General features: G+C 61.6%; 12 protein-coding genes and 1 rRNA gene. 5 read left to right on the top strand and 8 right to left on the bottom strand.

The features are described from left to right. Positions 1 to 139: 139 nt before the first annotated feature. Positions 140 to 751, bottom strand: a complete 612-nt coding sequence (locus tag BPHYT_RS23865; RefSeq protein WP_012426684.1) for an alpha-ketoglutarate-dependent dioxygenase AlkB family protein — start codon at positions 749 to 751, stop codon at positions 140 to 142. 156 nt (positions 752 to 907) lie between these two features. On the opposite strand from BPHYT_RS23865, the gene BPHYT_RS23860 reads away from it, so the two are divergent. Continuing rightward, positions 908 to 1,492 carry a malonic semialdehyde reductase gene (locus BPHYT_RS23860; RefSeq protein WP_012426683.1) on the top strand — a complete coding sequence of 195 codons (585 nt, stop codon included), beginning with the start codon at positions 908 to 910 and terminating at the stop codon, positions 1,490 to 1,492. Positions 1,493 to 1,523: 31 nt separating this feature from the next. Here BPHYT_RS23860 and BPHYT_RS23855 read toward each other — a convergent pair whose 3' ends face one another. Beyond that, positions 1,524 to 1,853 (bottom strand): hypothetical protein, encoded by a 330-nt coding sequence (locus BPHYT_RS23855; RefSeq protein WP_012426682.1) that lies wholly within the window; start codon positions 1,851 to 1,853, stop codon positions 1,524 to 1,526. 387 nt (positions 1,854 to 2,240) lie between these two features. On the opposite strand from BPHYT_RS23855, the gene BPHYT_RS23850 reads away from it, so the two are divergent. Beyond that, positions 2,241 to 3,404, top strand: a complete 1,164-nt coding sequence (locus tag BPHYT_RS23850) for a metallophosphoesterase (protein WP_012426681.1) — start codon at positions 2,241 to 2,243, stop codon at positions 3,402 to 3,404. A 40-nt stretch (positions 3,405 to 3,444) separates the two neighbouring features. Here BPHYT_RS23850 and BPHYT_RS23845 read toward each other — a convergent pair whose 3' ends face one another. Both BPHYT_RS23845 and BPHYT_RS38770 read right to left on the bottom strand, forming a co-directional pair. Further along, positions 3,445 to 3,969 (bottom strand): hypothetical protein, encoded by a 525-nt coding sequence (locus BPHYT_RS23845; protein ID WP_012426680.1) that lies wholly within the window; start codon positions 3,967 to 3,969, stop codon positions 3,445 to 3,447. Positions 3,970 to 3,976: 7 nt separating this feature from the next. Further along, positions 3,977 to 4,147 (bottom strand): hypothetical protein, encoded by a 171-nt coding sequence (locus BPHYT_RS38770; protein ID WP_167315768.1) that lies wholly within the window; start codon positions 4,145 to 4,147, stop codon positions 3,977 to 3,979. A gap of 494 nt (positions 4,148 to 4,641) precedes the next feature. Here BPHYT_RS38770 and BPHYT_RS23840 point away from each other — a divergent pair, with 494 nt between their 5' ends. Together BPHYT_RS23840 and BPHYT_RS23835 are read left to right on the top strand one after the other, a co-directional pair. Continuing rightward, a complete protein-coding gene (locus BPHYT_RS23840; RefSeq protein ID WP_012426679.1) occupies positions 4,642 to 5,349 on the top strand; it encodes an MgtC/SapB family protein in 708 nt (235 codons plus the stop codon). 161 nt (positions 5,350 to 5,510) lie between these two features. Beyond that, positions 5,511 to 5,765: a GlsB/YeaQ/YmgE family stress response membrane protein gene (locus BPHYT_RS23835; protein ID WP_007176844.1), complete on the top strand. Its 255-nt coding sequence runs from the start codon at positions 5,511 to 5,513 to the stop codon at positions 5,763 to 5,765. Between the two features lie 73 nt (positions 5,766 to 5,838). On the opposite strand, the gene BPHYT_RS23830 is transcribed toward BPHYT_RS23835, so the two are convergent. From BPHYT_RS23830 to BPHYT_RS23820, 3 genes are all read right to left on the bottom strand, one after another. Next, complete coding sequence (locus BPHYT_RS23830) at positions 5,839 to 7,353, bottom strand: acetyl-CoA hydrolase/transferase family protein (RefSeq protein WP_041759569.1); 1,515 nt, start codon at positions 7,351 to 7,353, stop codon at positions 5,839 to 5,841. 190 nt (positions 7,354 to 7,543) lie between these two features. Further along, entirely contained in the window at positions 7,544 to 7,759 is a 216-nt protein-coding gene (locus BPHYT_RS23825; protein ID WP_012426677.1) for a hypothetical protein, read from the bottom strand. A gap of 170 nt (positions 7,760 to 7,929) precedes the next feature. Then, positions 7,930 to 10,098 (bottom strand): FUSC family protein, encoded by a 2,169-nt coding sequence (locus tag BPHYT_RS23820; RefSeq protein ID WP_012426676.1) that lies wholly within the window; start codon positions 10,096 to 10,098, stop codon positions 7,930 to 7,932. Positions 10,099 to 10,300: 202 nt separating this feature from the next. On the opposite strand from BPHYT_RS23820, the gene BPHYT_RS23815 reads away from it, so the two are divergent. After that, positions 10,301 to 11,296: a LysR family transcriptional regulator gene (locus BPHYT_RS23815; protein WP_012426675.1), complete on the top strand. Its 996-nt coding sequence runs from the start codon at positions 10,301 to 10,303 to the stop codon at positions 11,294 to 11,296. A gap of 226 nt (positions 11,297 to 11,522) precedes the next feature. On the opposite strand, the gene rrf is transcribed toward BPHYT_RS23815, so the two are convergent. Beyond that, positions 11,523 to 11,636: ribosomal RNA gene (rrf, locus tag BPHYT_RS23810) — 5S ribosomal RNA — on the bottom strand. Positions 11,637 to 11,691 lie beyond the last annotated feature (55 nt).

The following is an 11,691-nucleotide window of genomic DNA, read 5'->3' as shown; positions in this document are numbered from 1 at the left end:
GGGGTGGGGTTTTGATGTGGCTGGGGCGCGTTGCCCGGCGTGATGATGTGGTTAATGCTTTTTTATGCGCTTACGTGTTCTTGGGCTTGGTTGGCTTGGTTGGCTTTGTTAGCGCTGCGGCCGACCGACGCACGTCGCATCAGCCAACACGTGCGCGCGGGGTCACCCATCGAAACGTCAGATTGATGCGCTCGCCCGCCACGCGCGGCTCCTTCGGCACCCGATGCCGCCAATCCGCCTGCGTGTTGCCCTTCATCACCAGCAAGCTGCCGCCCTTCAGCGAAAAAGACTGCACGACGCCGGTCTTGTTGTGCCGCAGATCGAACGTGCGTGCGACGCCCAGGCTCACCGAGGCGATCACCGGTTGCATGCCGAGTTCGGGTTCGCGGTCCGCATGCCAGCCCATGCTGTCCGTGCCGCTGCGGTAGCGGTTGATCAGCACGCTATTGAAATGCGCGTCGCAAATCGACTCCGCGGCGGACTTCAGTTCAGCGACGGTCGGCGTCCACGCTTGTGGAACGTTGCGAATACCCGAGTAGACATACACGGCGTCAGGCTTGCCTTGCCAGGCGGTCAGGCGCGGCAGCGGCACACGCCCGGCAGGCGTGCCCATCATGTCCTGACGCCATTCGACTTCGCCGATGAGTTGCGTCAACGCTCGTGCCGCCTGTTCAGGCGACAGCCAATCGGGATACCAGTCGACATCGGGCGCCGGCAGAGCATCGGTAAAATCCGCAAAAAGATCCGTCATGAGAATGCCTGAGTACAATCGCGCGCACGACGCGCGACCGGATTAGAACCTTGGCTATTATGGCGGCAACGACGACCACGCTCCTGCGCGTGGCTTGCGGTTCGATCCGGCGCCGTCCTTTTCCTTTCACACACGTCACCTTCAAGGAACAATCACATGATTCTTTCGGACCAGGCGCTTGATCAGCTTTTTCGCGAAGCGCGCACGCATAACGGCTGGCAGCAAAAACCGGTCGACGACGCCGTGCTCAAGCAACTCATCGAGCTCGTACTGCTGGGCCCGACCTCGGCCAATTCGAGTCCGGGCCGCTTCGTCTTCGTCAGGACGCCGGAGGGCAAGGAGAAGCTGCGCCCGGCTTTGTCGCCAGGCAATCTCGAGAAGACGATGGCAGCGCCAGTTACGGCGATCGTCGGCATGGACATGGCGTTTTACGAGCACTTGCCGAAGCTGTTTCCGCATGCCGATGCGCGCAGCTGGTTTGCCGGTAACGACAAGGCGATCGCCGACACGGCATTTCGCAATTCGACGCTGCAAGGCGGCTATCTGATTCTTGCCGCGCGCGCGCTCGGCCTGGACACGGGCGCTATGTCGGGGTTCGATGCCGCCAAGGTCGACGAAGCATTCTTTGCCGGCACGACCGTGAAGTCGAACTTCCTGATCAATCTGGGCTACGGCGACCCGTCGAAACTGTTCCCGCGCAGCCCGCGCTTCGCTTTCGACGAGGCCGCGCAGATCGTCTGACGCACGGCGCCTGACACGCCGTTGCAGACGGTCAACTCAGGATCGCCACGTAGAAGACCACGGCGCCGATCAACGCGCCGATGAAGCAGAAGCCCTCTTCGGCGTCGTCGCCGTTGGACCGCACCCACGCCCCGACGACGCCGAACAATCCCGCGATACCGAGAGCGACGCTAAGCATCACGACATAGAACAGCGCGCTTTTGCCCAACTCAGAAAAGTCGATATTGCGCACGCCGAAGTACAAGCCGATGGCCATCACGGAAATGACCACGAGCGGCAGCATGACATGGCTACCCTCGTAGCCGACGTGATGCGCATGGTGCGCGTGGCGGAGCGGGTTGCCTGATCTGAGCAGCTTCATATGCGCCTCCTGCATCGCCTTCTGCCGGCGACAGAATGAACCGCTAGCGGACTACGGGGCCCTTGCCGTGACCCTTGCCCTGACTGCGATACAAGCCGGTTCTATTTGAGAATAGTCCACGCTCGAACACAATTCAAAGCCCATTTAATTCAACCATATCGGTAACCTGGACGGCTACCTGCAGCCACGTGGGATGCTGCAGTGCAGTACCGTGCGGGCGCCGTTTAGCTTTCGACGGTTCGCTGTAGCGACCTCAATTTGGCGCGGCCGGCAGCCGGTTGCACATCTCGGTAGAATGGTTCGGCTCGTTCGCCCTAGCAATCCGCAGTCGGCGAGCCGCCGCCGCTCCTCCGTCTGTGCCGGCCCCTTCCCGCCCTGATCCTCTCTATGCGCCGCTCATCGTTTCTCGTTCGCTTCATCCTGATTGGCATTCTCCTGCATATCTACGTGGGCTTGCGTCTGATTCCAGACATGCCGATCGATATGACTGGCCGCTGGCTCTGTGCGTTGTGGCTCGTGCTGTCGATCTTTCTGATTCCGCTCGGCATGCTGGCGCGCACGATCAAACAGCAACCGCTCGGCGACCGGCTCGCATGGGTCGGCCTGCTGGCGATGGGCTTCTTCTCGTCGTTGCTGGTCCTGACTTTCGCGCGCGACCTCATGCTCGCTTCGCTTCTCACCGTCGATGCAATCTGGCCGAACACCATCGCCATCCCGCACTGGCGAACCGGCTCCGCTGCGGCAGTGCCGCTGCTCGCGCTGCTCTCCACGCTCGTCGGCCTGTTCAACGCTCGCCGCCGCGCGAAGGTGGTGACGATCGAAGTGCCGATCGACGATTTGCCCGCCGCGCTCGACGGCTTCACGATCGTGCAGATCAGCGATATTCACGTCGGTCCGACCATCAAACGACGCTATGTCGATGCAATCGTCGACGCGGTGAATCGCCTCAAGCCGGATCTGATCGCTGTTACCGGCGATGTCGTGGACGGCAGCGTGCCGCAGTTGACCAACCATACGCAGCCGCTGTCGCGGTTGAGCGCGCGCCACGGCGCTTTTCTCGTGACCGGCAATCACGAGTATTACGCCGGCGCCAACGCCTGGATCGACGAATTCCGGCGTCTGGGCTTGAACGTCCTGCTGAACGAGCACGTGATCGTCGATCACGACGGCGCGCGCGCCGTGATCGCCGGCGTGACCGATTATTCAGCCGGCCATCACGACCCGGCGCACCGCAGCGATCCAGTCGCGGCGCTGGCCGGCGCACCCGGCGACGTACTGATCAAAGTGCTGCTCGCCCACCAGCCACGCTCAGCCGAAGCCGCGGCAGCAGCCGGCTTCACGCTGCAGTTGTCTGGTCACACGCATGGCGGCCAGTTCTTCCCGTGGAATTTCTTCGTGCGCCTTCAGCAACCTTTCACCGCCGGCCTCGCGCGGCTGAACGGACTCTGGGTGTACACGAGCCGTGGCACAGGCTACTGGGGGCCGCCAAAGCGTCTGGGCGCACCTTCCGAAATCACCCGCTTGCGCCTCGTACCCGGCGAGCCCGATTAAGGCCCAAAAAGACCTGATGAACGCTTGATGAGGCCGCCCGTTACTGCATGGGCGCCACGGCCACGCTGACTTGCGGTGCGAACGCCACCACCACTTGCATGCCCGGCGTCAGCCCAGTGACCTTGGCGGGATCGCGGCTCTGGATATGAAAGACGGAACCATTCGGGCCTTTGAGCGCCATGATGCCGGACGCATGGTCGACGGACTCGACAAGGGCGTTCACATTCTGCGCCGTGTTCGACTGGGCTATCTGAGCCGCTGCCGCTTGACCGTTCGCCCCCTGCGTGACACTGATTACCGCACTGCGCATCATGCGGATGTGAACCTTGCCGCCTTGCTTGATCTGCGCGAGATTGCGCGTGTCGGTCATGGTGAACGACGCCTCACCGCCTTGTGCGTCGAGCACAGTCAACGAGTGGTTGGCCTGATCGACCGACTTCACGACACCGTCTGCCTGCAACGTGCTGCTGCCTTCAAACGGCGCCGGCAAACTTGCGGCAGACGACACGAGCGGAGCGGCAGCGATCAATGCGCCAGCGACGATGCCAAGAGCTTTAACTTTCATACATTCCTCAATTCGGATTAACGGCGGAAACGACGACGTCGTGCGGATCGCGGCGCAACACCGCTGAACGTTGCATTCGCACAACCGCAAGAAATAAAAACTTGAATTTGGGCGCCAGGGCCGCGCGACGTGTTTCGGATGATGCTGACAGTTTGTTTTCCGGGATGAACGTCGTCAATATTCGGAGTCCGTATTTATGTGGGAATAGCGCCGCCATGCGCGCGGAAACTTCCCCAAAAACGGTGTGCAATTCATTCGTCGCCTTGCCCGATCGCGACTTGACTTAACTTTGCAGAGCCGCCTAAAATCCGCCCAGTTCATTTACCCGGAATCACGATCTTGGACAGTAGCAGTAGTACCCGTCGAGCTTCGATTCGCCCGATCGCCTGATCGGCAAGATTTCCGCGCCAGTCCTGGTCTGTCGCCGTCTTGCCTTCGGGCGAGCGGTGCACGTCGTTGACACCCAGTTTTCACCAGCGAAATTGCCGGTAATGTTGCAGTGAAGCGCCGCGCGGCTCCATGCCGTGCCGACCTTGCTCGCCTGTCGGCCTCGTGAGCCTTTCGTTAGCTCGGCGCCTCGCGTGAACGCGCCCGCGCTCCATCGAGACAGACGTGCCGCTGTCACGCGTACGGTTCACACTGTGCGAATTCGCGTCTCAACCTTGCTTACCGATGACCATTGAATTCGTCTGGCGGCTTCTCGCCGCCTTCGCTTGCGGCGTCGCGATCGGCCTCGAACGGCAGATGCGTCAGCGCAATGCAGGTTTGCGCACCATCACGCTGGTCGCGAGCGGCGCATGCCTGTTCGTCACGCTCGGCGTACTGACCGGCAACGGCACAGCGGGCATCACCCAGATCGCGGCGTACGTCGTCTCCGGCGTCGGCTTTCTCGGCGGCGGCGTGATCATGCGCGACAAGGGTTCCATTCAGGGGATCAACACTGCGGCGACCTTGTGGTGCTCGGCCGCCGTGGGCGTGTTGTGCGGCGCGGGCCATTACGGGCCGGCGCTCGCCGGAACCCTGGTCGTGCTATTGACCAACACCGTGCTGCGCGAAGTCAGCCGTACGATCAACGCGACGCCGGTATCGAACGCCGACCTGGTCCGCGAATACGTGTTGACAATCGTCTGCCGGGAAGCCGACGAGATTCACATTCGTACCGCCGTCTCCAACTCCATGTATTCGACGCCGCTGTCGTTTCAAAGCCTGACTAGCGAGGACGTCGAAAACGACCCAGGACGCATTCGTGTTACGGCGACGTTGAAGATGCATCCCAAGGATCAGTCGAAGCTCGAACAGATGGCCAGCCGCATCAGCATGGAAAAGAGCGTCTCCAGCGTCAGTTGGACAGCCAGAGAAGCGGAGCCTACGCCGGAGTAAGCGTGACGTGCAAGTTCCCTTTCTGCACGCGCATCGTCTACACTTGATCTGCAATAGATTTAGACAATGTTAATTCCGCGTCCTGAATATGGACTGTCCCATAACCATCGACTAAGCTCTGTCACCGTGAATTTTTCACACTCAACTAGGGAGTCTCGATTATGGAACACGGCATCATTGCATGGCTCATCATCGGCGCGATCGCTGGCTGGCTGGCAGGCGTGCTCGTCAAGGGCGGCGGCTTCGGCCTGATCGTCGACATCATCGTCGGGATTGTCGGCGCGTTCATCGGCGGCTGGCTCGCCGGCGTGCTGCACATTTCGCTGGGCGGCGGCTGGATCGGCTCGATCATCACGGCGGTGATCGGCGCGGTCATTCTATTGTTTCTTATCCGCCTCATCCGACGAGGCACCTGAGCGCAGCATCTGATGTCTTACGGCGTCAGGGGCGAACGCCGCCTGACGCCGGCTTGAACTGACCGCCCCGCGTTTAAAGCATTGTCTCCTCAGCCGGCAACATCGAGCCGGTGTCGCGCAGCCGTGTATGCCAGGCGAAAGCCTGATCCAACTGATGCGGCGTTTGCCCGCAGCCCTTCAATGCTTGCGCGTAGTAGTCGCGCAACAGATCGCGATACAGCGGGTGCGCGCAGTTGTCGATGATCAACTTTGCGCGTTCACGCGGCGCGAGACCGCGCAAGTCGGCGAGTCCTTGCTCCGTCACGACCACGTCCACGTCGTGTTCGTTGTGATCGCAATGCGGCACCATCGGCACAATGCTGGAAATGCGGCCGCCCTTCGCCATCGACTTGGTCGCGAAGATCGCGCACGACGCGTTGCGCGCGAAATCGCCCGAGCCGCCGATGCCGTTCATCATGTGCGTGCCGCCCACGTGCGTCGAGTTCACGTTGCCGTAGATGTCGAATTCGAGCGCGGTATTCAACGCAATCAGACCGAGCCGGCGAATCACTTCAGGATGGTTGCTGACTTCTTGCGGACGCAGCACGAGTCGATCGCGATACCGTTCGAGTTCGCCGAACACCTGCGCCTGGCGCGCTGCCGACAACGTGATCGACGCGCCGGAGGCGAACGTCACCTTGCCGGCATCCATCAGGTCGAAGGTCGAATCCTGCAGCACTTCTGAATAAATTTCGAAGGCGTCGAACGGCGAATCGACGAAACCGGCCAGCACGGCATTGGCAATCGTGCCGATACCCGCCTGCAACGGCGGCAAGCGCTTCGGCATGCGACCGCGTGATACTTCGTGCTCGAAAAACTCGATCAGATGACCCGCGATCGCTTCGGTCTCGGCATCCGCGGGCAGCACCGTGGATGAACTGTCCGCCATATCGGTGATGACGATCGCTGCAATTTTCTCGCGCGGAATTTCGATAGCCTGCGTGCCGACCCGGTCTTGCGGACGGACGATCGGCAGCGGCTCGCGATTCGGCCTGCGGCCCGGAATCCAGATGTCATGCAGACCTTCGAGCGCGAGCGGCTGCGCAAGATTGATTTCGACGATGACCTTCTCGGCGAGAATCGCAAAGCTTGCCGAGTTGCCCACCGACGTGGTCGGCACGATGCCGCCGGTCTCGGTGATCGCGGTGGCTTCGATAATGGCGACGTCGAGCTTGCCGAGCTGGTTCGCGCGCAGCATCTCGACCGTTTCGGACAGGTGCTGATCGACGAACATGACTTCGCCGCGATTGATCGCGTCGCGCAGCGTCTTGTCCACCTGAAACGGCAAGCGGCGAGCCAGCACGTGCGCCTCGGTGAGCGCGCGGTCCACGTCGTGACCCAGCGATGCACCGGTCATCAACGTGATGCGCAGCGGCTTGCCTTCCTGACGCGCACGCTCGGCAAGCGCAACGGGGACCGCTTTGGCGTCGCCCGCGCGCGTGAAGCCGCTGGCGCCGACACACATGCCGTCCTTAATCAGAAGCGCCGCCTCGGCGGCTGAAGTGATTTTTGCGCGCAGTTCGGCGCAGCGAATCCGGTCTTGGTACATGAAACTGAGTCTCTCCATAGTCACCAGTCCAGACTACCGGTGCGCACGTCTGCGGTGCTTCGCTCAGTAGCCGGATTGTCGCACCCGCCGCGGCGTCATGAGGGGACGGCATCGCGGCCGGGTGATTCGTCGCGCGTGGAACGTTCGCGACAAGTCTTGCACGTACTTCAAATATGACTCGCGTTGCTGCTTAGCTGCCGAAGTAAATGTTGCAGAAGCTCACAGGTCCGACGCACTCTTCAGCTTTGCTTGCCGGTGTAGTGGTGCGGCTTTGCGGTTCGGCACTCTTCGCGCGCGACGTATTCGCCTGGGCGACCTGTTGTTCCGGGGCGGCCGGCGCCGTTTGTGCATGAGCGACGACAGCGGACAAAGAGCAGGCAATCAGGGCAATCTTCAACACATTCATTTCGTTCTCCAGGACTTACGGTGCTGCCCCGTAGGAAACCCTTTTGGGGACCGCGTGGCAGTGATAAAACTATATGTCTGCCTGCTCCGCGGATAAATGGGGCGGTCCGGAAGTGATCCTTCCATTCCGTAGAAGGATCGATGCACAGAGACCATCGTCGCGCGCATGGGTCAATGCGGATTGAACGGCGCGTCCTTGTCGAGCAACGCCGTGCGGATGAAGTGCAGGCAACTCAGGATTCGCTGCAGGTCGTGACGCTTGTCGCGATCGGGATGAACCATTTGCAGCATGTTTTGCGCAAGCCACGTGGCCGCGCGCACGGATACCAGCGCTTGCTCGAGAGCACGCGAATCGGGCCGCTCGAAAAGCCGCGCGAGGTCGTCGCGCGCAAGCTCGACGGCGCCGGTCCAGCGCGGATGGAGCGCGTGCGCGTAGCCGGCGCGCGCCGTTTCGTTGCGCAGGTCGATCACGGCGTGGCCCACTTCGAGGGTCGCGAGTGTCCAGCGCAGCGCTTCGCGACGGCGCCGGGAACGTCGCGTCAACAGCATGCGCAACTGTGAAGTCAGGTCGTGCGTGCTCGACTGAAAGCGCTGATTGAGACCCGGCAGTTCGTCCTTGCACGCGAGTACGACTTGCGCGCGCAAATCACCCATGATTTTCCCGATGAGCCAAGGCATGTCGGCAGGGAAAACCACCGCGAAAACGAGCGCTGCCAACAGCATCGACGCGGTCAGCGCCATGCCGTTGTTGATCAGCAGATCCGGCGCGTAAGTGACGACGTTGTCGGGTCCGGCGAGCAGGCAGAAGAACACTGAGAAACCGATCCCATATCCCGCCGCCAGCTTGCGCGTTGCGATGAATGCGCCGAGCGCGAGCACCGGCGCCAGCGTCGTGCACAGCAACGGAAAGCCGTCGATGTTCGGATACACATAGCACGTGAACAGGTAGCCGGTCATGGTTGCCAGCACGGCGCCGACGGCCATCTGCACAGCCATCTTCGACGGGTTCGGCGCGGTCGACGTCAGCGCGCACGCCAGCGCCGCGCCGATTACCGCGAGGCCGCCGCTCGGCCAGTCGGTCATGATCCAGAACCAGCCCGCGATTGCCATGACCACAGCCGAGCGGATAAACGTCAGCGCAACGACAAAGGTGTTGGTTTTGCTGACGTAGCGGCTTTTCGTCCGCGGCTGGCTGTCGTTACGCTTGCGCTGCGTCACGGATGCGTAGGTCAGCGAGTAGCGGATCCATTCGTCGACGAACCGGTACAGCAGTTCCGCCGCCGTATCGAAGTCCGCCAGCGATTCGACGGGCGCGGCTTCCAGCGGCCGTCTCGTTTCACGCACACGCCGTGGCAAGCTCGCCTGGAAATGCTGCAAACGGGCGGCCGTGCGCGATGCATCCACCGGGGCGTCGAGCTGAGGCGCCATGAGCGCGGCCAGTTCGTCGAAATACGGTTTGATCGCCGCGACGATCGGCGCCGAGCCGTTCACGCGCAGTCGCTTGAGAAGTTGATGCAGCGCATGCAGACGCGCACAGGCATCCATGAACTCACCGTTCAGACGGCCGAGATGCTGATTGCGTGAACGCATGGCCGGGTCTTCGAAGGCGGCGAAAGTGCGGGTCGCCTCGAAACCGACGATCTCGTCGACGAGACCCGCGAAGCGCCGCTCAAACTGGCCCCGCTTGATGCCGTGAGTCAACACATCGGCAGCGAACGCAGTAAAATTTCCATACCGAATTTGTAGCGCGCGCCGCAGTGCGAGGCTGGACCGCTGCGGCACGATCAGCGCGCTCACCGCGCTCGAAGATACGATGCCGACCGCGACTTCCGCCGCGCGCGTGAGCGCCGCGAGAAAGAGGTCGTGAGGCGCCGTCACATTCGGGATGCCGATCAGCGCAGCGGTATAACCCGCGAGCACAAAGCCGTACCATCTGAAATGCCGATACCGGACCGCTGCCGCAATGCAGGCGCTCACCCAGCCGATCATACCGAGCATGTACAACTCGGGCTGCTGGACGAACAGCGCGCCGAGCACCAGCGCGGCGAGCGTGCCCACCGCGGTCCCGAGGATCCGATAGAAACTTTTCGCCAGCACCATGCCGCTGAACGGCTGCATCAGTACGAACACCGTGGTCATTGCGATGCGCGGCTGCGGCAAATCCAGCAGCATCGCAATGCCCAGCGCCAGCAAGCCCGCCGTGACGGTTTTCAGCAGATGCAGCCAGATCAGACCCTCGCTGGCCGTCCAGTCCCGGACGGCCGGGCTCAGCATTCGCAAGACGACGTCCCACCGTCGGCGGGAATCTGCCGTCGGTTCGATCGCATGTTCGCGTTTCATCTGAAAGCTGGGCGCCCCGGTTGGTCGCTTGAGAAAGCACCGGCGAACAAGACTGCTCACACCGGCACGCAAGCCGCCGATTGTAGGAGCATGCTATGCGCGCATTAACAGGACAGGGGCGGAACGACTCTTCCAGAACGAACAACAATGCGCACCCGGGACAGGCGGACAATACGGCCTCAGCCGTGAAATAGAAGGATCGATGGATACGTTACAAAATATGCGAGTGTTCGTGCGCGTGGTCGAAGCCGGTAGTTTTACCGCCGCCGCGCAGTCGCTCAACTCAACGACCGGCGCGATGTCACGTGCGGTCTCGGAACTCGAAGCTCATTTGCGGACGCGGTTGCTCAACCGTTCGACGCGACGACTTGCGCTCACCACGGCGGGCGAGCGTTATCTGACACGATGTAAGCAGATACTGGCAGATGTTGCCACGGCGGAAGAAGAAGCCAGTTGTGCGCACGAACGCCCGAGCGGCGCGTTGCGGATGCACAGCTTTGCCAGCATCGGCCAGCACTACGTTTTGCCGGCCATTTCGCGCTATCGCGCGCTGTATCCGGAGGTAACGGTCGAGCTGACATTGTCGCAGCGCATGCCAGATCTTTTCGAAGGTAGCGCGGATGTCGCGGTGATTGGCGCTTCCACCTTGCCTGATTCGGAACTGGTGTCGCTTCCACTGGGGACGACTTTTAGCATCATGTGCGCATCGCCGGCGTATGTGCGCGCACACGGCGCGCCGCAGCAACCGGCCGATTTGGCACACCACGAATGTCTGATCCTGCACACGCCGGCGTTTCCGCCGCACGACTGGGTCCTCGACGGGCCGAATGGCAGCGAAATGATGGGGGTGAATGGGCCGGTGCACGTGAACATCGCCGAATCGCTAATTGTCGCGATTCGCGAAGGAATGGGCATTGGCATGCTACCGCTGTACGCGGCCATTTCCGGATTGCGTGACGGCACGCTAGTGCGCGTGTTGCCGGAATATACCGCACAGAAGATGAATGTTTATGCGCTGTATCCGTCGCGTAAGTTCGTCGATGCGAAGACGCGGACTTGGGTCGAGTTCCTGCGCACCCATCTGCCGAAAGTCATTGAACGCGATAAGGCGTTGCTTGCGGAAGTCAGTGCAGTGCAGACTGGCGATGGCGAGGTGCCCGTGGGCGCGAGCGGCAGTGGGGATGTAGCGATGCGGTGAGTTGCAGGTGCGGTTCGGTGCCGCCGACTGCGCGTGGGTGTAGCTGCGGCTGCTGTGCGGGGTCCGCACAATGTAAATGGCCGTCTGACGGAGTGCGGTGCAGCGATTGCTGCGTGCGGATAGCAAACTGGAGTTAGTTTAACGCGCGGGATTGTCTGAGTATTTCTGCGGTGTAAACGCAGAAACCCCACCTATGTTGGGGTGGGGTTTCTGATGCTGCAGGGGAGCCTGACGATTACCTACTTTCACACGGGTAATCCGCACTATCATCGGCGTGGAGTCGTTTCACGGTCCTGTTCGGGATGGGAAGGGGTGGGACCGACTCGCTATGGTCATCAGGCTTTGACGGGTTGCTGCCTCGCTCGGGGAGCGCTGCAGCCAATCTGGAAGAAGTA

The sequence above is a fragment of the Paraburkholderia phytofirmans PsJN genome (assembly GCF_000020125.1).
Classification (GTDB): Bacteria; Pseudomonadota; Gammaproteobacteria; order Burkholderiales; family Burkholderiaceae; genus Paraburkholderia; species Paraburkholderia phytofirmans.
The sequence above is the reverse complement of the archived record's forward strand: the minus strand, read 5'-3'. Positions and strand labels throughout refer to the sequence as shown.